This is a genomic window from Paraburkholderia sp. SEWSISQ10-3 4, assembly GCF_030464785.1.
Lineage (GTDB): Bacteria > Pseudomonadota > Gammaproteobacteria > Burkholderiales > Burkholderiaceae > Paraburkholderia > Paraburkholderia aspalathi.
On sequence record NZ_JALPRI010000031.1, the window covers coordinates 16,486 to 41,420 of the forward strand.

18 protein-coding genes are annotated in these 24,935 nt (G+C 60.0%); 1 reads left to right on the top strand and 17 read right to left on the bottom strand.

The window, feature by feature from the left end; genetic code table 11:
• Positions 1-292: 292 nt before the first annotated feature.
• From M0D68_RS33860 to M0D68_RS33935, 16 genes are all read right to left on the bottom strand, one after another.
• Entirely contained in the window at positions 293-1,372 is a 1,080-nt protein-coding gene (locus M0D68_RS33860; RefSeq protein WP_266226647.1) for a hypothetical protein, read from the bottom strand.
• A 104-nt stretch (positions 1,373-1,476) separates the two neighbouring features.
• Positions 1,477-1,953: an Imm42 family immunity protein gene (locus tag M0D68_RS33865; protein WP_256456283.1), complete on the bottom strand. Its 477-nt coding sequence runs from the start codon at positions 1,951-1,953 to the stop codon at positions 1,477-1,479.
• Between the two features lie 2 nt (positions 1,954-1,955).
• The gene (locus M0D68_RS33870; RefSeq protein WP_256456282.1) at positions 1,956-2,831 is read right to left on the bottom strand and encodes a hypothetical protein; all 876 of its coding nucleotides are present in this window, start codon (positions 2,829-2,831) and stop codon (positions 1,956-1,958) included.
• A gap of 18 nt (positions 2,832-2,849) precedes the next feature.
• Complete coding sequence (locus M0D68_RS33875; protein WP_256456281.1) at positions 2,850-3,254, bottom strand: hypothetical protein; 405 nt, start codon at positions 3,252-3,254, stop codon at positions 2,850-2,852.
• Positions 3,255-3,287: 33 nt separating this feature from the next.
• Positions 3,288-4,067: a hemolysin gene (locus M0D68_RS33880; protein WP_256456280.1), complete on the bottom strand. Its 780-nt coding sequence runs from the start codon at positions 4,065-4,067 to the stop codon at positions 3,288-3,290.
• Between the two features lie 76 nt (positions 4,068-4,143).
• Entirely contained in the window at positions 4,144-4,770 is a 627-nt protein-coding gene (locus M0D68_RS33885; RefSeq protein ID WP_256456279.1) for a hypothetical protein, read from the bottom strand.
• On the bottom strand, positions 4,767-5,804 hold the full coding sequence (locus M0D68_RS33890) for a hypothetical protein (RefSeq protein WP_256456278.1): 1,038 nt from the start codon (positions 5,802-5,804) through the stop codon (positions 4,767-4,769). Before M0D68_RS33890 ends, M0D68_RS33885 begins: the two co-directional genes overlap by 4 nt.
• A gap of 21 nt (positions 5,805-5,825) precedes the next feature.
• On the bottom strand, positions 5,826-6,209 hold the full coding sequence (locus tag M0D68_RS33895) for a hypothetical protein (protein ID WP_256456277.1): 384 nt from the start codon (positions 6,207-6,209) through the stop codon (positions 5,826-5,828).
• Positions 6,193-7,014, bottom strand: coding sequence for a hypothetical protein (locus tag M0D68_RS33900; RefSeq protein ID WP_256456276.1), 822 nt, complete (start codon positions 7,012-7,014; stop codon positions 6,193-6,195). Before M0D68_RS33900 ends, M0D68_RS33895 begins: the two co-directional genes overlap by 17 nt.
• A gap of 4 nt (positions 7,015-7,018) precedes the next feature.
• Positions 7,019-7,147 carry a hypothetical protein gene (locus M0D68_RS33905; RefSeq protein ID WP_266226649.1) on the bottom strand — a complete coding sequence of 43 codons (129 nt, stop codon included), beginning with the start codon at positions 7,145-7,147 and terminating at the stop codon, positions 7,019-7,021.
• The gene (locus M0D68_RS33910; RefSeq protein WP_256456275.1) at positions 7,144-7,416 is read right to left on the bottom strand and encodes a hypothetical protein; all 273 of its coding nucleotides are present in this window, start codon (positions 7,414-7,416) and stop codon (positions 7,144-7,146) included. The genes M0D68_RS33905 and M0D68_RS33910 overlap by 4 nt, the downstream gene beginning before the upstream one ends.
• A 2-nt stretch (positions 7,417-7,418) precedes the next feature.
• Positions 7,419-8,225 (bottom strand): hypothetical protein, encoded by an 807-nt coding sequence (locus tag M0D68_RS33915; protein WP_256456274.1) that lies wholly within the window; start codon positions 8,223-8,225, stop codon positions 7,419-7,421.
• 19 nt (positions 8,226-8,244) lie between these two features.
• Positions 8,245-8,469 (bottom strand): hypothetical protein, encoded by a 225-nt coding sequence (locus M0D68_RS33920; protein WP_154561256.1) that lies wholly within the window; start codon positions 8,467-8,469, stop codon positions 8,245-8,247.
• 3 nt (positions 8,470-8,472) lie between these two features.
• Positions 8,473-20,745 carry a hemagglutinin repeat-containing protein gene (locus M0D68_RS33925; protein ID WP_266226652.1) on the bottom strand — a complete coding sequence of 4,091 codons (12,273 nt, stop codon included), beginning with the start codon at positions 20,743-20,745 and terminating at the stop codon, positions 8,473-8,475.
• Positions 20,742-22,574, bottom strand: a complete 1,833-nt coding sequence (locus M0D68_RS33930) for a ShlB/FhaC/HecB family hemolysin secretion/activation protein (RefSeq protein WP_256456272.1) — start codon at positions 22,572-22,574, stop codon at positions 20,742-20,744. Before M0D68_RS33930 ends, M0D68_RS33925 begins: the two co-directional genes overlap by 4 nt.
• Entirely contained in the window at positions 22,574-23,080 is a 507-nt protein-coding gene (locus tag M0D68_RS33935; protein ID WP_256456271.1) for a filamentous hemagglutinin N-terminal domain-containing protein, read from the bottom strand. The genes M0D68_RS33930 and M0D68_RS33935 overlap by 1 nt, the downstream gene beginning before the upstream one ends.
• Before the next feature lie 242 nt (positions 23,081-23,322).
• On the opposite strand from M0D68_RS33935, the gene M0D68_RS33940 reads away from it, so the two are divergent.
• On the top strand, positions 23,323-24,069 hold the full coding sequence (locus M0D68_RS33940; RefSeq protein WP_266226654.1) for a molybdopterin cofactor-binding domain-containing protein: 747 nt from the start codon (positions 23,323-23,325) through the stop codon (positions 24,067-24,069).
• On the opposite strand, the gene M0D68_RS33945 is transcribed toward M0D68_RS33940, so the two are convergent.
• A complete protein-coding gene (locus tag M0D68_RS33945) occupies positions 24,023-24,859 on the bottom strand; it encodes a cytochrome c (RefSeq protein WP_256456270.1) in 837 nt (278 codons plus the stop codon). The genes M0D68_RS33940 and M0D68_RS33945 overlap by 47 nt on opposite strands.
• Positions 24,860-24,935 lie beyond the last annotated feature (76 nt).

Consider the following 24,935-nt stretch of genomic DNA (forward strand, 5'->3'; position numbering starts at 1 on the left):
CAAGTTTGCAGAGCAAAGGCAGCAAAACGGATAACCCAAGTTCATTCCACCTAGGCCACGGATGACCGCCCAGATAGTGATTTGCGGCGAGCTTTAGCGGCAACAGCAAAAGGACCGCAGATACAAACGCGCTCGTCAAGAGACACCAAACAATCAAACGTCTTCGCATTGACTATTTCCCCTCTGTCTTCGGTGGGGAAATGTAATTCAATTCTGCAAGGCGCTGCTTCCCCAGTTAAGAAACTCCGAAAGTGCCGATCCAGCAAACGGCCCAGCCATCTCTCCCGCTGCATCACCAAGATGCGTAACCTGCACGACTTGATACTGCATTTGTCACTGCATTAGCCGTCGCGTCTCCCAGACTCGGAGCATTACTATTTGTCACAGGCTTAACCAGAAGATCAGCGGCCAGAGACGTTGCGACTGTGGCGCTGACTGTGACTGCTGCGCTTGTCCCGTATGTTGCGTAGCCCGTCAAAAACGCGTTACTCGTGTCAACAAAGTCAAATTCCTTCTTCGGGTCTGTCGACATTTGGATTCCCTGTGAAGCCGCATTCACCGCAGCCGCCGCAGAACCAGTGTAGAGACGCACCCCGCCATTTGCGCCGATAGCTGCAGCACCCAATTCCGGTGCTACAAGGCTCGCCGCTCCGCTCAGAACTGTACCGCCGACGAGTAGTGCGGTGTTTTCACTCTGATACATCGCTTGCGTGCCCGGATTCTTCGGATCGACGTTCGCGTTGTAGACCAGACAGTCGGTGGTTGCACATGAGAAATATCCTGCTCCGTGCGGACCAATCTGCGAGCCGTAGTTTGTCGGCGTGCTGGAATACACCGGCGCCGGCGTCGTGTCCTGGGAGCTCCAATAGTAAGGCGAGTTCGCTCCCCCAGTCTGGCTAATAATGTACTTAATTGCCGCTGGGTCGGCGGTCGGCAGGATCTGCGTGCCGATGGTCGACTTACCGTCGTACATAAACTGGGAACCTGAGTCATTCGAGCCCGGAGTGTCGTAAACGGCCCCGGCGCTAGCGACGTTGACCGTTGCCACTGAGTCCGGCGTGATTGAACTGCCCTTGATACCCGAGAGTCGGAGCGCATCGTCCAGCTGCTGCTCAGTGAATTGCCCATTGCTCGCGTCAGCGAGCTTCTTCGCCAGGGCCTTCTCCAATGGGTGCAACTGCTTGTTGTACAGATCCGCCCCCAGCGCCCCGTTCGCCCCACTCAACGCCCCTGACGAACCGCCCAGCGCCCCGCCCACCGCCGCGCCTACCGCCGCGCCTACCGCGCCGGCCACAGCATTCGACAGAATATTGCTGCCCAGTGTGTCCGGCAACGCCCTGCTCACCGCATTCCCGGCCACATCGCCAGCCACCGTTCCGCCGACAGCGCCAAGCACATTCCCCCCCCCCCATCGCGGCACCTAGCTTTCCGCTATCAGCTAATGTTGCTGTAGTCGGCCCATACCCCGTTCACACCCTATGATGTTTTTGAATGCGTCAATAAATCATGCACCACAGATTGAAATTCGCCGCGCACCAAGGCAACCTCATGGACGCTGCTCGAGTCCCCATTGAATCCATAGATTAGTTTCGCTTGGGCCCCGCATTCGATTAGAAACACATTGTGTTCATCGTCAGAGAGACTTTCCACGGATACCAGATGCGTAACATCGTTGCTTGCTACGTCGGAATCGATGGACGGGAATGCTCGTTCGCAAAGGTCGTCGTAAGCGGCACTGATTGGGCAATTGAACAAGCGAACGTCCTCGACGGCGTTGCTCATGCAGTGCAACTTGGAAAGTCTGCGTAGGTCAACTCCAAGCGTTGACCGTCTCGACCAGATCAGCTTGCCACCAATGAAGTAGCCGAAGCACCCGTTCTGAAAGCCAGGCGTCGACCAAGCGTCAACCGCATCGCACCATATAGCGAACGTGTCAGGGTTTCCAAATAGCATTTTTATTTTCCTTTGAATCCGAGGGTCCGTCTTACATCGATAGGAATCTTCGAGACATTCAGGGGAACAGCGGTGTCACCCGTAGATCCAGACCAATGGAAAACTCCGTTCCCATCCGACGAGAATCGATTGATGTTGCCGCTTGAGTCGATAGCGTATCGGACGTCGTCCCCGCCTGGCACTGAGGAATTAAACAAGTCGAGCGAATTGCGCGGTTCAGTCCCCGCAGAGGGATTGTTTCCCTGCGCCCCGGGGGTATGCTTCGAATTCGACTTCACGTCAAGCCCGTTATCAGCTGTGACTGTGTCGGGAATCGGAAGGCGGTTATCGTTACCGCCGCTCGCAAGCGTCGCGTTGTCCGGCACATAGCCCGGCATACCCGGCACCGCCGTGCCTGGGATCGGCACAGGCCCTTCCGGGGTCATTAACGTACCCGACGGAGTGACCACTGCCGGTGTCGGCGGCGTCCCATCGCCCCCGCCGTTCGTCCGGTTCAGGTCGTCCGGGTTGACGTAAGATCCCTGCGGGCCGTTCTGCACAATCTTGTTCAGATAGGCGTTACCGAAATTCGCCGCGCCACGGCCTACGCTCGCCAGATACTGCGCAACCCAGTCTTTCGCCTGGCTGGCAATGTCGGCCGCCGCATCGGCATTACTGTACTGCGGGAACAATCCGGTCGCCTGCAACTCGCCAAGTTCAGTCACATAACCCGCACCACGCTGCTGCGAGGCCAGTGCCGCTGCCTTCGCGGGATCGTTATCCGAGAGGCCTGCTGCGCACCCGACCAGCGCACAAGCCGCATCAGCTAACCTCTGCTGTTCGTCCGGTGTCTCACCCTTTTGCAGCTCGGCCAGTTTGTCCTTCTGTGATTTGTGCATCTGCTTGTTGTAAAGTTCTCAGAGATGCTTGAAACGTGTTACACGAACCGTCCCGTCAATCCGGCCAACTAAAAATTCAACTGGTTCATTTGCCGGGACAACAGTCTCATCGAATATCCACTTTGGTGGCGTATAGGTAACTTTCTGCCCCTTGACGTTCAGGTCCACGACGTACTGTTCTGGAACATTGACCGGAAAACGCCCTTGCAATTCGCGATGGGCCGATATTGTGCGCTTGGCAACGACGGTTGCAGTACCAACACTCGTCTTAACGCCCCAGAGATTAGCCACCCAGTACGTTACTTTCAGCACGATGAAAACCAAGGCTGCATAGATCACTAGCAACCCGATCCCTAAAATGACTCCACCTAAACCCCGATGCAGCAAATTCATTGGCAACAGTACGAGATCTGGTAAATCCATAGATGGATGCCTCATGTAGCTTTGCGTTGATGATCATTTCTGCTGGTTGCCGCTGTGCTCAATGCCCGACTGGGTGGGACCTGGAAGTACCTGTACGATCTGGTTCACGATATTACCGAGATACTTGGGCAGCCAAGTTTGAGCTGCTACGCCAACAGCATTTGCAGTGGCACCCAATCCCCCAGACAGGGACGGGCTACTCTCGGGTGTGGTGATAGCTGTACCTCCAAATGCGGCAGTTCCAGTGACAATGCTGTTGTAGCCAGTCACACCAATCTTGGCAAGTGCGCTGGGTCCCATTGCCTCAAGCGGGAGCAACAACGGCGCCATCAGACCAGCAACGCCACCGACGGTAAAGGACTTTGAGAAATCTGGTGAATCGTTAACTTGAGGGTTGATTAGATGACCGATTGTATCGCCAGCATAGTCATATGCCGTACCCAGTGCCCACGCCGTCGCGACCGCGGGCGCAGCGACGCCTAGGGTGGTCAGTCCTAGCCCTGCGGCTGCAGCCTTACCTGCACCAGGAACAGCAGATCCGCCAGGCAGAGCAAACACTTCCGGAGTAGGTGTGCCGTCCGGATTTCGACCCAACTGGGGATTTGCCATTTCAGCGGGTGTAGCTGAGAACAGGCTTCCGGCATTCGCCGTAATGTACTGCGCTGCCACTGCGTTGTAACCAGGCCCGCTCGCAGCGGCGTTATCGACTCGAATGTAGCCGTTCGCGAGCAGCATGTTTTGCGCATCTGTCGATGAAATCGCCTGACCAGTAGTGCGCTCGTAGTACGCTGCAAAATCATTCGCATGCTGCATTGCCCAGGTGCGTTCTTCTGGATGCAGTTGCCGGTTGTACAGGTCGGTTGGTTGAAGTGTTGAGACAGCGGTAAACTCAGGCTCCGCACAGGCGCTTCACCGTCGTGTAGATTTCACGAGTGCCAAAATTTGTTCCCGACAAATCCATTAGCACGACCCTTCGTTCTGAAAGCTCGATTTTTCTCTGGCGAGCAGTCGAAATCAACATGCCGATCTTGCTTTCGTAGCTTCGACGCTCCAAACTATTTCCGCCGAGATGAATTTCACTACGTGTTATTAGTATCACTACTTTTTTTCCATAACCGGGGATTCCACCCGTACTCAGGTCGACCTCTTTGACGTCTATGACGTTGTTGATTTGCACCTCGAAAACGTCCAGAAAGCTAATGAATCGCGGTGTTAGCACGTATATGGGCTTGCCACGCAAGATTCCAATCGAATTTTCGGCCAATCTTTTGAACGCCAGCCTATTAACCCACACCACAACCGCGACGTAACCTAAACCTAGGCAGATTGCAAACATTAGCTGTCCAACGCTTGCTGAATGCGTGTGGTGACGGGCTGCGCTTACCCATACGCCAAACAAGGTAAATGCGATGAGCAGGGACAGCAAGACTGAAGCCAGCATCTTCGGCGGAGAGCCGTAAACTTCGACACGAGTATCACCTAGTCCTTCTGCCGGGTCTTGAACTGGCTGCGTCATTTCTTTGTCTCTCCACTCGTGGTCGCCTGATTTAGAAGCACCGATGACTGTTCCTGGGATGGTGCAGCAAGGATATTGTTAAGGATCGGCCGGCTATCCGGATTACCCCGAGTCGCGCCAAAACCTACGCTATAACCTGCAACTGTAGCAGCGGCAGCAATGGCCGCGCTTTTGAGGGCGCTTTCGTCAGTCCCATCCATGCTGTTTTTGACGACGGTAGTAACCGCCCCGCCAACGCCATTGATCCCCGCCAAGCCAACTGGATTAGCCAGATAATTCCGCAGGGCGCTGCTAATGGGTAAGGTGCTTGTATACTCTGTAAAGGCGCCACCAAGCACACTCGTTCCCACTGCGGCCGTTGTATCAATCCAGTCTATTTTGCCTGTGTTCGCGTATTGCACGCCAGCATTTGCGGCGCCACCGATCAGCCCTGCACCGCCATAGGCCAGCGCTCCGCCAATTGCACCGGACTCAACAGCAAAGCCCCAGCCTGCGGTCGCGACTGTTGTAGCCACACCAGCAACGAGTCGATTCTGCCCCTGCTGGATTTGCTCCCATGATCGGGTTTCCATTGGTGTCTCAGCAATGCCAGCGACACTTTCGGCGGTCAACTGACCGTTAGCATTCGGGGTAAATGGCCCCGTCGCGTCGATTGTCGGCGCCACAGCTTTTTGAGTAGACGGTGGATTCCAACTGTAGGGTGAGTTCGTGCCGCCGGTGTTCTGCTGAATCAGGTTTTGCAGCGCCTGCGAAGGCGTCGCGAGCATCGACGGATCCTGCACAAGATAGTTGCCCGAACTGTCGCTTACCGTCTTCATGCCCGTTGTGTCGTAGACCGCGCTGGCGGGGGTGTTCGCGTTCAACGGCACCACGACGCCCGTCGCGACAATCTCTCCATACTGGCTGTTGTTAGCCGCACGCATCGCGTTCTCAATTTGATCCGCTGTAATAGGCGATCCATCGGGGTTCGTGATACCTTGCGCTGCCGCATTCGCGGCTATCTGTTGGGCCTTGGTCTTTTCTTGTGGATGCAACTGCCGGTTGTACAGAAGTGACTATGGTTTGTAACCATAAGCATGTTTCAGTGCATCCGGGTAACCAAAGAACTCATCAAGGAGTGCTAGATTGTGTATGACCGCATCGGTGCTGGCGTCCATCTTGAATCGCTCGCTGGCTTCATAGGACCAAAAATCTGCTGGCCCAAAATAGTGCGGGCCAATTGCTAATGACACTGCGCCTAGCCACATCCCTCTGTCTGTGCCGATTTCATAACAAATCACATGCTTTCTATCAATCAGAAAGTGCGTGAAAAAGTTATCGCCCTCACCCCCTTTTCTGTGTAGAAAACGTATGGCGCTTCTGTTCCCGCTTTTCGCGTAGTAATCTCTAACCGTCTCATCCAGGAGATTAATGCTATCGATGTCACTTGTTAACTGCATGATAATACCCGTCCTTTCCAAGGCTAATTTCGCATCCCGAATTTTGCAGATATTGGTATTCACGATAAGTGTAAGACCTTAAACTAGCCTGAGCTGGGTCAGCCGTAAATATGAAACTCTTCCCGGCAGCCATTTGCTGGTCAAGGAACGCCTTATTAATATTCCACATCTGCGATTCGCCCAGTTGCCCTTGCACTGTAGCCCAATCAGACATCGAAAAATACGTCGACCCTCGCGCTTGGGCAACTGCTTCGTATGAACTGTCGCTCCCGGCGATGTATTTTCCTAGAACGACCTCACTTGCGCCGGCGTTGTGCGTAGAACTCAGGGCGGCTTGGTTGAACGTCTGCTGAATGATTTCGGGCGATGCGCCATCACGATAAAAGTTATTGATCTTCGAAGCAAGCACGACAGCAGCGCCCGTCCCCGCAGGCATAGCAGGTCCTGCGATCAGTTCGCCGATAGCGATTGTCGCTTGATTAAAGCAAAGGACCGGGTTCGCCGCACATGTCTTTGCTGCCGCCAAAGCCGCTGCTGATGCTTCCGGTCCCAATGCCAAGCCACCCGTGAGCACCGCCGCAATGCCAAGTCCCGCAGTCGGAGTCGCAATGGCTCCCGGCAATGCCAGTTGTTCAGGCGTCAGCGAGTCATCCTTGTTCCCAAACATGAAGGGATTGTTGTAGTACTGATCCTTGACAAACAGACCGTTGGCATTTTGACTTATATACGCCACTGCCACTGAGTTACCACCCGGCCCCTGATTTGCCGCTGCGTCGACCAGCCGGTATCCGTTGGCCAGCAGCATGTTTTCATGCCTGGTCCTCGGTGACCGCCTGCCCCGTGGTTTTCTCATAGAAAGCGGCGAAGTCCTTCGCGTGGTCCTTCGCCCATTGCCGCTCGTCGGGATGGAGCTGTCTGTTGTACAGGTCTTTCGTCATTGCGATTTATCTTGGTCTTCATCTCTGCTTTCGTAGCTCTCGCGCGCTTTTTTATACGAGTTATCAAACGGCTTCAGGCCGATAGTATTCGCCCACGAGGTGTAACCGCCAACGGCCATTACGACCGCCCCGGAAATTACAATCGCTTTTGAGATCCATGACGAGGCCATATATTCGACCGGCAAAACGAATAGCAAAAGACCGACAAGATAAATGCCGACTCTGTACGGTCGCGAGATGTTTCCGTCTTTGATGAAATCAAAACTCATGATTATTTCCGGTCGGAAGTTCCATTGAAAAACACGTTGAACTTATCTTCGAAAGATGTGATGGCTGGAACGAGATCGGGGGCCGCGTTGCCCAGTTGCGTAATTACTGGTCCAAGTAGCGGGTACGCGTTACCAAGCACATATGTGCCATAACCGATAGCCACGCCTTCGGTAAGATATTGCCCAACATTAGGCTTCAGCATCTGTTGCACGCCTCCAAGCATGAAAGACACGGCACCTGTGGTGATCGAAAAAGCCGCCGCAGGCTCTGCAATGTATGGCTCTGCCGCCGTTCGAGCTGCAACGGCTGCCGCCGTTGCGCTGACCACGCCGAGTTGCGCCGAGGCCGTCCCGGCTGCGTCCGACATTTGCTGCTGCGTGGGGATGGAACCATAGCTTACCCCGCAGTTTCCATTGGGGCAGATGGTACCGGCCGACGAACCCGTCGAAATACCCTGCGATCCGTATTGTGGCTGCGGCGGTGTGGGCGTGTAGGTCATCGCGCTCGGCACTCCGCCCGGGGCCACCGAGTTGTAATTCGCCATGATGTACGCTTGCAGTTGTGAATTGGGCTGCGCGGTAATCTGCGTCAGAACCGGTTGCCCGCCGGCTGTTTGTGGCGAGGCCATCCACCGGGCACCCGAGTCAGTGGGCATCTGGCCGATCAGCGTGCTCGCAGTCCCTGGTTCGTATGCGCCATTCACCGACACACCCATGATCCGCATCTGGTCTTCGATCTGCGCCTCGGTGTACTGACCACTACTGGCCGCTGCAAGCTGCTGCGCGAGTGTCTTCTCCTGCGGATGCAACTGCCGGTTGAACAGGTACCTACGATCTATTTTTCTCGCGATAAATGGTTATAGTTGCAATGGCGCAAAATACCGCAGCAAGTACCAAGCCATTTACCAAAATTGATTTGGCATCCATCCAGGTCCATTGATACTTCCCGCCATGCATCCAAACAACAATAAAAATTGCCCAAATTTTTACCGCAGCCATTCCAATGAGCGATAGGATAATCAACTTAAGATAAATCGAAATCAGATGAGACATGCTCTATTTTCCCATATTGCTTTTTGCGTCATTGATGGCTTTGGTGCCCATCTCCGACCCCGCAGCACCTGCTGCACCTGCGCCAATGACGGGTATATTGTTCGGAATAAACCAGTTGGTCGCCGGAAGCAAATTCTGAGCCGTCAGGCCTATACCATAACCGATGATCGCTGCACCAGCGTTTACTAGTGACCCAGTAGCGATGCTATCGCTTTTTCCTAAAATCTTATTGTTTGTATAGGTATCCGCTGCTCCCGTTCCCGCATTGACAGCGATATTCCATAGAAGTCCACCGGCAGTACCTAGCCCACCAGCAAGAGCAGCATAGCCTACGTCAACAGGATTGACAGAGCCAGTCTGGATATACTGCGATGAAGCATTCACTGCGCCAGTGATAACGCCAATTCCAACAGGTGAAGCCCATGCCCCCGAACCCAATGCACCGCCTGAGCTCAAGATCGGTGCGCCCGGTATCGCTGCCAATGCGGGGAGTATAGCGGGCGCTGCCAACGCTCCCGCAATTGCCAAACCAATCGCCGGATGCGCCGTTGAACCCGGCAAGGCCATCTGCTCAGGTGTCGGCGTACCATCTGGATTCCCGCCCGACAGAGGGCTTGCCATTTGAGCCGGCGTCGCTGAGAACAGGCTTCCGGCATTCGCCGTAAGGTACTGCGCTGCCACTGCGTTGTAACCAGGCCCGCTCGCAGCGGCGTTATCGACTCGAATGTAGCCGTTCGCGAGCAGCATGTTTTGCGCATCTGTCGATGAAATCGCCTGACCAGTAGTGCGCTCGTAATACGCTGCAAAATCATTCGCATGCTGCATTGCCCAGGTGCGTTCTTCTGGATGCAGTTGCCGGTTGAACAGATCCGCACCCAACGCCCCATTCGCCCCGCTCATTGCCCCGCCAGAGCCGCCCAGCGCACCACCCGCCAAGGCCCCCGCCAGTCCCGACGCGACATTCGACAGCAGTTTCCCGCCCGCAGTATCCCCCAGTGCATTGCTGGCCGCATTCCCGACCAGGTCACCCGCCACCGTGCCGCCCACCGCGCCAGCAACGCTGCCTCCGCCCAGCGCCGCACCCAGCCCCGCGACGACCGCATGCGATGCGATCCGCGCCGCCCCGTCGTTGCCCCACAGCGCCGCCTCCCGGTTCGCCGCGTCCAGATCCGCCTGGGCCTGCGCCTCATCCTGCGGATCACTCGCCGCATCCCTGGCTGCCTTCGCCCTGTCGACGTTCCGGTTTGCCTGGTCCTCCAGCTTCGTCGCAATGTCCCCCACCACCTGCATCCCGACCTGTACCGTCCCCTGCTGCACGGCCATGTCGTCATGCACCTTCTGCGCATCGAACGTGTTCTGCACGGCGCCGGCGTTCGCGCCCGCCACGTCCCGGCTCAGACCCGCCGTGCTGTCGTGCCCGGTACCCGCGTCGCCGCGCACCGTGATCGTCGCCGGACTCACCGCCGCATACGTCGTCCCCGAGGCACTGCTGCTCACGCCCGCCACCCCAAGACCCGCCTGCCCCAGCTGGTTCTGGTACGGGCTATCCTTCGACGGACTAAAGGTCACCCCGTCGGGCGAACTCTCACCCGCCGAGCCGCTAAAACTCGCACCCAGCGTTGAACCCGAGGACTCGGCCGTATTCTGCAGATTGGTATAGCCGAACGTCTGCGTCGACAGCGTGTTTTTATCCTGCGTCGCCGTGCTCGCGATCACGCCGCCGTCAAGTTGCGTGTGATTGCCCACCTGAATGTTGAATCCACCGTCGCCCGCACGGATTCCGCTTTGCACATTCACCGACTGGAAGCGATTTTTGATGGTCTCGTCGCTGGCACTTGCGCTACCGCTCACGGTCGAGCCATAGCAGATCGGCGGCACGCAGATGCTCATGTTGAAGCCACCGCTCACCTGCTTGCTGTCGTAGCTGTCCGTGTCCTGCACGCTCTGGATGTTCAGGTCGCGGCCCACGTTCGCATCGACCGTGTTACCCGCCACCTCCGCACCGCGCAGGTTCGTATCACGCCCGCTGGTGATCGACAGGTTGTTCGCGGCGGTAATCTGCGTGTCGCGATTGGTCACACTGTCGCCATTCGCGTGGCCCTTCGCAGCGCTCGCGGCCAGCTCAATCGTGAAGCCGTTCTGCTGGCCTCCCAGCCCGAAACCCACGCCGATGCTCCCGCTGCTGCTGCTGTTGCTGCTCGTCTGGTGCGCCAGGTCCTGTGCGCTTTGCAGGTTGATGTCCCGCGCCGCGTTAAGCACCACGTCGTTGCCGGAAATCACCGTGCCGCGGGAATTGATGTCCCCGTCGGTAGCAACGCCGCTCGCGTCTTTCGCGCCGCTGCCGGTCGCCACCAGCGTGACGGTGCCGCCTGCGCCTAGCGTGCTGCCGCCGTTGACCGTCGAACTCTGCTGCGACTCGCTGCGGCTGCTGCCGCCACCCACGCTGACGGTCACCTTGACCAGCGCCTGACTGCTCGTCCCGGTACTGGCAAGCTGCTCGGCCGTATTGACCACGTCGTAGACCGCCAGCGCCGCCTTGGCGCTGTCGATCGCCGCAAGCCGCGGATCGCTCGCGCGGTGTGAGCCGGCCGCCTGGTTGATCGCCGCAGCGGCGTTGCCTGCCGCACCGCCCAGCGCCAGCGTCACGCCGTACTGGCTCGCGCTCTGGCTCATGCTGCTCTGCTGCGCGTCCGTGCCCGGATCGAGATTCAGGTTCTGCCCGATCAGCGTCAGGTCCTTGCCCGCAGTCAGGTCCGCGCCCTGTACAGTGATGTCCTGATTCGCATCCAGCGTTACGTTGCCCTTGCCGCTCACAATCTGGCTGCGGATCGTACTCTGCGTCTGGCCGGCCGTGTCCTGCACCGAATGGCTGTTCGCTACGCCCACGGTGAAGCCCGTGCCGCTGCCGTTGCTGCCCAGGCTGCCAAACTGATGGCCGCTGGACTCCTGGTGGCTCGTGTTCGTATCCGTGCCAGCCAGTACATTGATCGCGCCGGCGCTCGCCACCAGATCGACGCCCTGCGTCCCGCTGATACCCGAACCGATCACATCGATGTCGCCCGTGTGGCTCTTCACGATCACGCTATTGCCGGTCACGACTGTCGCGGTTTGCTGCGTCGACGACGAGTTGCCGTCCTGGCTGCTCCTGCCCGCGTTATACGGCGACGAACTCACGCCACCCGCATTCGGGCCGCCCTGAATCCAGCGCGACAGATCGCCCAGACTCGGGCTCGCCAGTTGAAAGCTCGAACTCGAACTGCTCGACTGCGAGCTCTGCTGCATCTGGTCGGTCGAGGCCTGGAACGTGACATTGCGATTCGCGTCGAAGATCGCCGTGCCCTTCGCACTGATGGTCGAACCGGTCACGCTGATGTCGCCGTCGAGCGGTTGGCCGTTCGCGTCGGTCAATGCGCCGCCGGTCGCGACCAGACTCACGTTGTTGCCACCGCGCACCGTGCTGCCCGCATTGGACAGGCTCGACTGGGTGGTCGTGCTTGAACTGCTGCTGTGCCCGTACGAGAGTGTCACCGAAGGCGTGTCGAGCGTACTCGCGGTAATCTCATTCGCAATGCCGGTGCCGCGCTGGTAAGCATTACCCGACGAACCCGCCGCCTTGAGGTTGCGCGCAGTGTCGAGCGGCGTACCGCTCACACCCACCGTGACGCCGCTCGAATGCGCCGACTGCTGATCCCGCGACTGTGCCGTGTCCTGACTCGGGTCGATCGTGATGTTCTGCGCCTTGATACCGATGTTGCCGGTCTTGCCCGTCACATCGTCCGCAGCCTGGTTGGCGATGATGTCGCTACCGCCAATATGAACGTCCTTGCCCGCGGTGATCGACACGTTGCCCTGCACAGCACCGACCGTGCTGCGCGACTGGCTCTGCGTAACGGAATTCGCATCGTACTGATCTTTCTGCTCGCTCGATCCAACACTGAAGCCAAAGCCGCCGCTTCCCGACAGTCCCGAGTGCTTGACATCGTGAAACTCGGAATCCTGATAAGTGTCAGTCGCAGCAAGGATATTCACACTGCCCTTCGCAGCGAGCGAAACAGCGTTCGTTCCGACGATGCTGCTGCCGGTCACGTTAATGTCCTTGCCGCTGATGACCGACACGCCGTCCGCCGAAATGGCACTGCCATCGGCCTGCGTCGTCGTCTGGTCGACGCGATTGGCCGCACTCGTGTGGCTCGCGACGCCGCTGTGGCTATGCGTCTCATTCGAGTTGTCGACATGCGTTTCCGTTGCCGCGTCGACGTTGACGCTCCCTGCCGCCATGAGCAACGCATTGCCCTTGTCGAGATCGACCGTGCTGCCCACCACGTTGATGTCCTTACCGGACACGATATTCAGGCTGTTGCCGCTCTTGAGCGTAGTGCCCGTCACCGTATCGTCGGACGTGTGCAACGTCTCCGCGTAGCTGCCGTGATGATCACTACCGGAGCTGTTGCTGTCCACCGTCGACGTTGCGGTCGCCGCCTGCAGCGTCACGTTGCCCCCTGCCGCGACAGTTCCTCCACCGCCCAGGTTGATGTTCGCACCGGTCGCCGTGAGATCTCCGCCCACAGCGATCAAGGACACACCCCCGACCTTCACGCTGCTGCCCACATCGCTCACAATGTGCGTATCGGAAATACCGTTCGCACGAGCCACAACCTTGGTCTCCCCGGTCTGCAGCACCCCGAGGTTCCAGTTGCCGCCAATGCTCATGCCCAGCGCGCCACCCACATTCAGGCTGGCCGCGTCCTGCTCGAAGTTGCCGCCCGTCGTAATCGCCGCGTTACCCGTCACGTTGATGCTAGCTACGGGGCCAAGCGTCGTCGTAACACGCGTCGCACCGGTGTCGCTGACCTGGCTGAGCGTGTTCGCCGCTGTGTTCAGAACCAGGTTGCCACCCGCCTGCAGCGCCAGGCTTCCCGCATTGAGCGTCGCCGACGTGAGATTCACATCACCCGTCGTCACCAGCGACATCTGCCCGCCGCTTTGCAGCGTGCCGAACGAGCTGTCGATGCTCTGCCCACTGATCGCGAAGCTGTTCGCCGCCTTGATCGTGCCGCTGTTGGTGACCGTTTGCGCGTTCTGCAGATCGATGTTCGTCGCCGCGATAACCGGACCGTTACCCATGTTCTCCTGGCTCGCCTGTGCCAGATAGACCACCGGCACGAGCACCGACTGCCCGTCGACGATCTGCGTCTGCATGATCACGACGTTGCTCGTCAGTTGCGACACCTGCTCGGGCGACAGGCCAGTACCAGGCGCCAGATCGAGCGACTTCGCGAGTGCAGCGCCTGACGTCATCAGGGTTTTGAATTCGTCCTGCGTGTTCGCGTAGTTCGTCAGCACCGACTTTCCGGTCATCGACAGGACCTGGTCCTGCACGAGCTTCTGCTCGTAGAACCCATCGCCCAGCCTCATCTGGATCTGGCCGGGGTTCATGCCCATCTGCTGGAAGTAGTAGTCGCTCGACAGCCACTGCTGCTGGTTCGTGAAGGCGGGGTTGGTCTCGACAAGATACGGCGCATTCGGCGCGGTATCCGCGTGGAAGAGCCCGCCTTGCGGCACTGTGATGTTGTTGAGCACCTTGACTGCCGTCGCAGCCGCAATGATCGGATTGTTGCAGTTCGCAAGGCCGCTGTTAAGAAGGCGGCCGCCCTGGATTGCCACCGCGCCCGGATGCACACCACTGCCCACGCTGATCAATCCGCTCACCACACCCGCGCCAATCGCCCCCACGCCATTCGTGCCGATCGTTCCGCTCACCGCGCCCGCACCAATCGCGCCGACACCCTGCGCGCCGATCGTCCCGCTCACGGAACCAGCTCCCGAGCCCGATAAAGTCTGCCCGGGCAGGAGCCCGAGCGGCGTCACCCCTGCGTTGCCCGCCGTGTTGTTGATCGTCACGCCCGTGCCACTGAGCGTACCGCCCGCCGTGAACGAGGATTCGTACGCCGGCAGCGCATACGTGCGGATGTCGGCCGGCGCCGCCTGAGTGTAGCCGCCGGGATTGGAGGTGACAAAATGGGCAGTGCCAAACGGCAACTGCCAGTTGTATTCGCTGTTGTCGTAGTTGTCGTAGTGATATTGCCCCGAGTACGTCACCTGCACCTGCGGAGCACTCTGGCCTTGCCAGCTGTTCTGGTCGAGTGTCGTGGGCGACGCGATGTTGCCCGTCGCGGCCACCTGGCTCCAGTAATTCTGGAACGTCCCGACCGATGACGCTTTCAGGTTGCCGCCGGCGATGATCTGCGATTCAGGGCTAACGGACGTGACCGTATTGGCGACTGCGTCGCCCGTATAGGTCGTGTACTGGTAAGTGCTGTTCCACTGGCCGCCGTGCGGCGGATCGGTAGGCACGCCACCGATCAGCGTCGGGGCGCCTCTGGAACCCAGGACCTGCGGATTACCCGGCCCACACGCAGCCAGGTAAGTGGCGTCACATCCTGACAGGCTGATGCCGAGGCTTTGCAGCAGGGCCGGGTCGATCGACGACGTGAAGCCGCCCGTGGTCATCACGCGGCGCGTGTTCGTCACCTGGTTCGCATCGATCTCCATGTCGCCGCCGGACTGGATCAGCGCGGACTGGTTCCGGATCAGATTCGCGTTGGTGTAATTGCCGCTCCCATCCTTGCCGCCAGCCAGAACGACCTTGCCGAGACCGTAGATCGCGGTCATCGCCTGCGTGTCGGTCCCGGTTGTGTCGTCGCGGTTCTCGATGTCCGGCGCAAGCAGTTCGAGCGTGCCCGCGCTGTCCGTCGCACCGATCAGCGCGGTGGTGCCCAGATTCGACAGGCTTTGGGTGGCATTCAGCGACACGCTGCCGCCGACGATCGTGCCCGTATTGGTCAGCGTGTTCGAGTGCGTGGTCAGCAGGCCACCGGCCCCCAGCGTTCCCGAGTTCTGGATGTCGCCGGCATTGATGTTCAGCCCGTTTACGGCCGACAGCGCGCCGCCATTGCTGAACGTGCCGGGCAGCGTGAAGCTCAGATTGTGCCCTGCACTGAAGCCGTAGTTCGGCGAAGTGGTGAAGTTCCCCTGCAGGTTCAACGAAAGATCGTTGACCGCACTGTACGTGCCGCCGCCTGCCAGCGTATTCGCAGTGACCGACAGATTCCGGGATGCATTGATCTGGCCGCTCGTGGCGGTCAGCATACCCGTCGCAATCCCGACGTCGCCCGTCATGTTGGCGACATTGCCGATTTCCCCGCCGGTGTTGTCCAGATTGCCTGTGTTGATCTGCAGGTTCGCGCCGCTCAGTTGCCCGCCCTGCGTGTTGGAGACAGACGTCGCGTTCAGCGTCACGTTGCCGTTACCACTGATCGAACCCATGCCGGAGGCGCCGCCCGCATTGCTATTGGCGATCTGGCTGCCGCCGTTGATCGTCGTCGCGCCATTCCCGAGATTGGTGATCGCCCCGCCCGAGTTGTCGATCGACGATGCAGCGAGACTCAGCGTGCTGCCGGTCGCCGCGCCGCCCGCGCCGATCACGCCGCCGGCATTGATCAGCTGACCGCCGCTGGTGGCGGTCAGTCCGGTGCCCGACGACAGCCGTCCGTTCGTGTTGTTCAGCGTCCCCTGGACGGTCGCAGTCATGACGCCTTGCGACGCCAGTTTGCCCCCGGTGTTGTTGAGGCTGCCGACCGACACCGAGGCCTGTCCATTGGTCACGATCTTGCCGCCGACGTTCGTCAGCGACCCGGTGCCATTGCTCGGCTTGATCGTTAGCGTGCCGGTGCCGGCGTGCGTGATCGTGCCGCTGTTGTTGTTCACGGACGCGGAAGCAAGCGTCAGGTCCGTGCTATTGGTCTGGATCACACCGCCGTTCGAGTTGTCGAGCGTGCCACTCACGCCGAGGCCCATCGTGCCGGTCCCGAGCTGCGTGATTGATCCCCCTTCGTTCGTCAGGTTCGTCGCGGTGACACCAAGCTGGTTCGTGGCGATCCGGCCATTGCTGTTGTCGAGCTGCGCAATCGACATCGTCACCGCGTTGCCGCTCACGACGCCGTTTGCGTTTCTGAATGACGCGGCGTTTGCCGTGATCGCCTGCGCGCTCAACGTTCCGTTGCCGTTGTCGAGCGTGCCACTGACGGTGGCGCTGAGATTCTGTCCGGCCGTGATGCTGCCGCCGTTCGTCAGCGACGCGGCCTGCACCGTGTTATTGCCGGACGCAGCGATCGTGCCGCTGGTGTTCGTGATGCCCGCGCCGCTTGTGACGCTCAGGTTCCCGTTCGATTGGAGTTGTCCCCGGGTGTTGTTCAGGGCGCCGGCGAGCGTCGCGCTCAGCCCGGACTGCCCGCCGATGCTCCCGCCTGTGTCGTCCAGGCTGCCCACATTCAGATCGACCTGTCCATTGCTGACAATCGAGCCGCCGACGTTGGTGACCGCACCCGTGCCATTGGCTGCATCGATCGACAGCGTGCCGGTGCCGGCATGCGTGATCGTGCCGCCGTTGTTGTTCAAGGTCGCGGGCGCAAGCGTCAGATCGGTGCTTTTCGTCTGGATCACGCCGCCGTTCGAGTTGTCGAGCGTGCCACTCACGCCGAGGCCCATCGCGCCGGTCCCGAGCTGCGTGATTGATCCCCCTTCGTTCGTCAGGTTCGTCGCGGTGACACCAAGCTGGTTCGTGGTGATCCGGCCATTGCTGTTGTCGAGCTGCGCAATCGACATCGTCACCGCGTTGCCGCTCACGACGCCGTTCGTGTTCCTGAATGACGCGGCGCTTGCCGTCACCGTCTGGGCGCTCAGCGTGCCGCCACTGTTGTCGAGCGTACCAGCAACGATGGTGTCCAGATTCTGTCCGGCCGTGATGCTGCCACTGTTCGTCAACGACGCGGCCTGCACCGAGTTATTGCCCGTCGCAACAATCACACCGCTGGCGTTGTTCAGGATGCCACCGCTCGACACGCTCAAATCCACGTTCGACGCCAGTTGGCCGTGCGTGTTGTTCAGCGCACCAGAAACCGACGCGACCAGACCGGCATGACCGCCGATCGCTCCGCCGGTGTTGTCGACACTGCCTGCGGACAGCGCCGTCCGACCGTTGCTGATAATCGAGCCACCGACGTTAGTGACCGCGCCCGTGCCATTGGCTGTATCGATCGACAGCGTGCCGGTCCCGGCATGCGTAATAGTTCCGCCGTTGTTGTTCAATGTCGCCGGGGCAAGTGTCAGATCAGTGCTTTTCGTCTGGATCACGCCACCGTTGGAGTTGTCGAGCGTGCCGCTCACGCCGAGCCCCATTGCGCCCGTTCCGAGCTGGGTGATCGACCCATGCTCGTTCGTCAGGTTCGTGGCAACAAGAGCGAGGTGGTTCGTCGTGATCTTCCCGCCGCTGTTGTCGAGTTGCGCGGCAGTTACCGACACGGTATCGGCACTGATCGTCCCGTTCGCATTCTTCAGCGACGCAGCGTTAGCCGTGACCGTTTGCGCGCTGAGCGTCCCGCCGCTGTTGTCCAGCGTGCCGGTGACGGTAGTGTTGAGATTCTGGCCCGCAGTCACGCTGCCGCTGTTCGTCAACGAAGCTGCCTGCACGGACTCGTTACCCGCTGCGGCGATCGTCCCGTTGGCATTCGCAATGGCCGAACCGCTAGTGACGCTCAGGTCCCCGTTCGATTCAAGCTGTCCATTCGTATTGTTCAATGCACCCGCAACAGTCCCATTCAATCCGGTCTGTGCGGAGATCGTGCCGCCCGTGTCGTCCATGCTGCCGGCCGACAGGTTTGCCAGACCATTCGTCACGATCTTGCCGCCGACGTTCGTCAGCGACCCCGTGCCGCTGCCCGAGTCGATCGTCAGCGTGCCGGTGCCTGCATGGGTGATCGTGCCGCCGTTGTTGTTCAACGCCGACGGCGCAAGCGTCAGATCCGTGCTGTTGGTCTGGATCAGGCCGCCGCCCGAATTGTCGAGCGTGCCGCTGACATTCACGCCGATTGCCCCCGAACCAAGCTGGGTGAGCGCACCGTTGTGGTTCGTCAGGTTCGTGGCGCTTACATTGATCTGGTTCGCGGTAATCTTCCCGCCGCTATTGTCGAACTGCGGCGCCGTGACTGACACGGTGCTGGCGCTGATCGTGCCGTTTGCGTTCTTCAACGACGCTGCATTCGCTATGAGCGTCGCGGCGCTCATCGATCCCCCGCTGTTGTCGAGGGTTCCCGATGTCGCTACCTGCAAGTTCTGCGCGGCCGTGACCGTGCCACTGTTGGCGAGCGTTGCCGCGTTGATCGTCGCATTGCCGTTGCCGCCAATTACACCGCCCGTCGCGCCCTGGGCCGTCGCGCCCGCAGCGTTCGTGATCTGGCCGCTCGCCGTGAGCGTGAGGCCATCGCCGTTGCCCGACACGATGCGTCCGGCCGTGTTCTGCACGTTCGCGCCCGACACGTTCACCGCGCCGGCCGCTTCGAGCCGGCCCGCCGTATTGTCGATGTTGCCGCTCGACGCCACGTTGAGCGCCTGAGCCGACGTGATCGAGCCTGAACCGTTCTGAAGGCTGGTAGCCGCAATCGTCGCTACGCCGTTCGTGCCAATGCTGCCGCGACCATTATCGAGCGCACCGGTCTTGACACCCAGCGCCCCCGTGCCCGCCTGGCTAATCGCCCCGTTCGCGTTGGTCAGGCTGCCCGAACGGATCGTGGTGTTTTGCGCGTTCGTCGTGACGGTGCCGCCGGTGTTGTCGAACGCGCCGGATGCTGCCAACGTCGTGTCGCTCGCGCCCGTTTGCGACAACGTACCGCCGCGATTTGAAATGCCACCTGCCGTCACGCTCAACTGCGCGGCACTCACCTGCCCCTGATCGTTCGTGACGGTCCCCGCGGCATTGGCAGTCAGGATGCCGCTCGTCTGCAGCGACGCACCCGTATGGACGATGTTGCCTGTGTCGCCGCCGGCGCCAGTCGCTGTCAGGGACGCGTTGCCCTTCGTCAGCGTTTGCCCGCCTGCCATGTTCAAACTACTACCCGACAGCGCGAGATTGCCACCCGCCATCTGCTGCCCGGCGGCAGTCACGGCACCCGAGCCCGTCACCGAAAGGTTGCCTGTTCCGGTGATGTTGCCGTTCGCGTCGACTCCCGCGCCGAGTGAGCCGGTCGAATTAATTCTCGCGCCCGTGACGCTTGTGTTGCCGAGCGCAGCGATCGTGCCGCTGTTGGTCACCTGCCCCTGGCTGTTCAACGTGGTGTTTTGCGTCGCATAGACGGAGCCGCTGTTCGCCGCGTCGCCCGCTGCGGAGATCGCGACATTGCCGTTCGCACTCGTCGAGCCTGACAAGGTTATCTTGCCCTGGCTGCTGATCTGCACGTCGCCGCCTTGCGACGCAATCGTGCCGGCGCTATTGACGCCAACGCCTGCCTCCGTGCCCACCAGCATGATCTTGCCGGCGTACATACCACCGAGCTGCGCGACGTCGATCGCCACTCCCGGGCTATTGCCGTCCGACCCGAGCGATTGCGCACTCAGATCGCTATAGCGTACGTCGTTGTTGCCCGCCACGACATTGAGCGACTGCCCTGCCCACACCTTGCCGTTGATCGCCACGCTGCGCGCGATCAGGTCGACCTGGTCGACGTTGCTGCCGTTGAGCCCCGCCGTTCCAATCTGTATCTGGCCACCCGTCACGTGAAAAGCATCGAGACTGCCCGTACCGCCGAAGACCGGCGTGCCAGTCGTCAGGACACCGCGGCTCGTGTTGATGAAGCCGCAGCCACTACAGTAGATGCCGGCCGGGTTGGCGATAACAACATCTGCCCTCTGGCCTGCCACCTCGGTATATCCAAGCAACTGGCTCGCGTTGCCACCCACGACCTGGTTCACGATGACGCGCGCGCTGCCGGCACCAAGATTCGGGTTACCCGTCACGTACCCACCAAGTTGGGTCTGCACATTGCCCGGCGAGTTGTTCAGGATCAGGCCTTGCGAACCGACGTTGTACTGCGTGTACGGGTTGTTTGAAACGCCGGCCGAATTCGGCGTGGCAATCTGAACGATCGGCAATCCGTTCGCGGTTACGCCGACGATCGGCTTGCTACCCGATGCAGGTGCCGCGACGACCTGGGCATCGGCCCACAGCGGCTGCATGCCGAGTACGCACAATGCCGCGAACGCGACGTGCCGCATCGACAGCATGTCGACGAAGCCCACACGTACGTGCATTGAAGGCGCGCGACGATGCGTGCTAAAAGGCGTGCCGGCCGAGCGACCCTTTCCTGTACCTGTTGCTGTTTCCTGCACAGCCGTCCAGAGACCACGCGCTGCATTGAAAATGACGCGATAGATATTCTTGTTCATAGCAGGAAACTCACGCTGAAGCCCGCCACCGGCCAGTGGTTCGGGAAACGGGCCGGCTGGTACAAAGGACCGCCGATGAAAACGTCATAGCTGACGTGCTTGAATGCGCTGCCGCGCACACCGACCACGGCACCCGCCAGACGGCGGCCAAGCAGATTGTTTGCTTCGGGACCGAAAACCTCGCCGCCGTCGATGCCGAAATACAGCGCCTGCCCGAAACGCGAAAACGGAATCTCCAGATCGTTGCGAATGAAGATGCCCCTCTCGGCAGCCAGCATCGTGTTGCCATCGAACCCGCGCACGGTATAGCGACTGCCGATCGAAAAGTATTCGGTGGGATAAAGCATGTTGGGCGTGTTCTGCGCACGCACCGTTGTCGAGTAGCGCAACGGGAAACCCGCGATGGTGAACGGCACGCTCAACGTCGCGTCGACCGTCTCCATGTGGTAGTAGTACGTGGGGATACCTGCGCCCGCACCCGGCAGATCCGGCTGTGCGCCGAACCACGGCACGCCCCACCGATAGGCGAGCGTGCTGTCGAGTTGCGCAGCGCCGAAGTAATGTTTGTGTTCCCAGCCGACTTCCGCATAGCTATTGTCGCGGTGTTGAACACCGATTTCCGTACCGTCGATGAACGCTTCGCTGAAGCGCTTACCAACGCGGAACTCGACCGTGTTCTTCTGCACCTGATTGCGATAGAACTGGTATTCCGCCTTGACGTCGAAATTGCTGGACTTGCCGCTCGATACGAGCGTCGAGAACGCGCCTGCGATCTGCTGGTGGTAGTCGTACTGGCTGGCCGTGGACGTGAACGTCCAGTTGCCCCAGGGAATCGAGTAATACGCGCTGCTGCCGTGCGTGCCGTATTGGCTCGTATGGCCGTCGATGTCGTGGTTGTAGCTGACGTTGAAGAGGTCGGACAGACCAAGCGGATTGTCGAGCGTCAGGCTGGCGCTGCCTTGAAACTGGCCGGTCGACTTGAGCCCGCTATCGTCGGCGCTCACGGAAAGCGACCACGGTTTCGTGCGCTTGACCGAAATCACGACGTCGCTTTCACCGGTCGACGGTCCCGGCACGATCTGCATGTCAACATCCTGATTCGGCACGCGCTTCATCTGCTCGAGGCCCTGCTCGAGATTGCGCAGATTCAGCAGATCGCCTGCCTTCGTCGGAAATGCGTTGCGCCACGTGCCGTACGTCGACGGATCGGCGAAGCGAATCGCGCTGATGACGCCAGGGATCAGTTGAAGCTTCAGCTTGCCGGTCGACAGATCTTGCGGTGCGATGACGACGCGTGTCGTGGAGTATCCCTTTTCGATCACGAGCGCCATGACGCGATGCACGATCAGGTTGAGCCCTTCCCTGCCGACACACTGCCCTCGATAGCGCTGCAGATAGTCGTTGACGAACATCAGTTCGCCCGGGAAAAGGGGGTTGGGCAACAACGCACGTGCACCAGCCGACTCCACGGAATCGCTCAAACCGGGCGGCACTTCCAGCGTCAGTTCGTCGACCTTGAAGCACGGTGTTTCGACGGGAACCTTGCCGTCGTCTTCGGCCGGACGCTCGACGGGCTGAAGCGCAACGTTTGGCGCATTGATCGCACGCTCGCGCTCGATCGCCTGTTCCTGCGCGCGGCGGCGCTGCTCCTGCTCGCCCAGCGGATCGGCCGCCTGCGCATATGCGACGTCTACGTGCGAGGCTGCCAACAGCGCGGCACATACCGACACGAGCCGACCTAACGTTCCCCAATGCACGTAACCTGTGCCTGCAAAATTGCGCGTCGCTTTCGACGATCGTGCGATCCGCCCGGATTTGTTCTTTTTCATTACGTCGATCTTGTTATGGCGCCGGAATCGACGCAGCAGTTCTGAACGTCAAACTGGGAGCAGGTCCTGGCCCGTATTCCTGCGAACGAAGCATCGTTCATCGCAATGCCGCTCGGATCGGCCAATATCACGTCTGCGCGCGGGCCGATTACGCCGATAGGTCCGCCGATAATGCTGGGATGGGTACCCGTTGCCCGATTGAGAATCGCTTGGGCATTAATACCAACGCTATTGAGTGACACGACGGCCGCGTTCACGTTGAAACTGCTATACGTATCGCTCGAAACCCCGGCGACGATCGATGCGATATTGACGGTCTGATGGCTATTTGCAGCGCTTGAAATCGTGGTCGCCGTTCCACCGTCGACCGATATTCCAATTGCAGACGCGCTGCCCTGCACGGCAATAGGTGCGACGACAATTAGCCTGAATTGAAAATAACGCAGACGCGGGCTCCCATGGCCCGCGCTGCTTCCCCGTGCGCTGCTTAACATTCCCGTTTTCACGCAACTGTTCGTTGCGGATTCTCTTGGTCGATTCGTTCTATACGCGCGACTTCTACGGTCGCAGCATTCGTAAGACGAATAACGACCTTACCGGCGAGTTCTTTAGAAATAATTGGAAATATTTTTATTACGCTTTGCTTTCATTGATTCAGGCTGAGTCCCTATTGGCCCATTCCCGCACTGCCTGCGAAAGCAGACGGGCCAGCCGTCCTGAAGCCCGATGATCGCGGACGTGATATTCCGTGAGTCAATTGACGGGATTGCCGCTAGAGAAAATTGAAGTCGAACTCGGCAATTCGTCATTCCCCGCCGGGCCCGTCTCGGGCGGTTCGTGGGCGACAGCAATCGTGATGTCGGTAATCGCCGGCGCCCCGTGCGAAGCGATCAAGCGCTTGCGGCAATACGCAGTGGCGGATTCTGCGCCGTTCGCGGGTGCAAAGCCCGATTCCCTTCTCGCCGAAAACGGCACGCTTGCAGCCGGCGACAGGCACGTATCGTTCGCAGACATTCTCGCCAGCCAGCGCCTGACTCGCGCGGAAGGTTTCCTCCATAGCGATGGCGCCGATATGTCGAAGTTCTCCTTCCGTTCATTCGGCGTGCATTTTGTGGAAGTCCGCGGGGATCCCAGCATTTCACGCCTGCGCGTGGCGCGGGTTGTCAGCGCAATCGACGTCGGCAAGGTGGTCAATCCACTTGCCGCGCGTAACCAGGTGGAAGGCAGCATCGTGATGGGGATCGGGATGGAGATGTTCGAAGCGGCCGAATGTTGGCGCCCGCGGCATCGGCGAAATCGGCGTGACGGGGCTGTCAGCAGCGGAGGCGAATGCGGTCTATCACGCTACCGGCAAGCGGGTCCGCAGCCTCCCGATCACATTGGACAAGCTGATTTGAGGAGTGCGCCGCACGCAAACAAATTTGGCCGCAGCGCTTTTCGTAGTGGGTTTACCGCCCAACCTTCCGCTGCGCCATGTACGCGAGATAAGCGATGATCAGATCGATCTCGCGATCGCTCAGTTGGTCCTGCGGGAAAGCAGGCATGGTCCGGCCGGGCCAGTCTCGAACCGATGCCGGATTGCGAATGTAACGGTGCAATGCTGCGGGCTGGAAGTACTCGACTGGATTCATCGGCACGTTAAGGTCAGGCCCAGTATCCGCGCTGCCCGCATGGTTGAGCCGATGACAGGCAAGACATTGCGTGATGAACAGGCTTTGGCCCGCGCGAACCGGATCGGTTGCCGGCAGCTTCGGATCGATGCCGAGCACCGGCCAACGCGCGGATGGCGAGGGTTGCGTAGCAAGTTGCGCGATCTGGTAAGGCCACTGTTCGCTGCGCACGGATGCCGCTTCCCTGCCGACCCATACCAGGTAGAACGGTCCGGCGCTGACCGGCTTGCCTGGCAGCTTCGGCCACGGCTGCGCCGGGTCCTCGACCGCGAGCCATGCGACGGCTTTCGCAGGATCACGATTGCGCACGAGGTCCATCGGCAGTTGCGCGGCGAAGCCGTCGGTCGCACGTGCCTCCAGCACGCTGTCCGTGGGCAACGTCGCGCTGCCGAGCAGGTCGGCCAGCGGCACTGCCCGATAGGTCGTCGACGTACCGTAGGCCACATCTACCGGAACGTGAATCTCAGCAACATCCGGACGCGCCAGCAACGCCCCTTGGCTAAATGACTGGGTCTTGCCGCCAATCCTGAGTTCGATCATGGACTGCGCGGCCGCGCATTGCCCGATCACGCCGAGCGTCAGGAGCAAAGCCGCAAACAACACGCGCTTCGACATTTGTCCTCCGTGCATTGTTGTTGCCGACGGCGTCGGAGGCAAAATCGCCGAAGTCGCCGGGAAAGGCAAGCCGCTC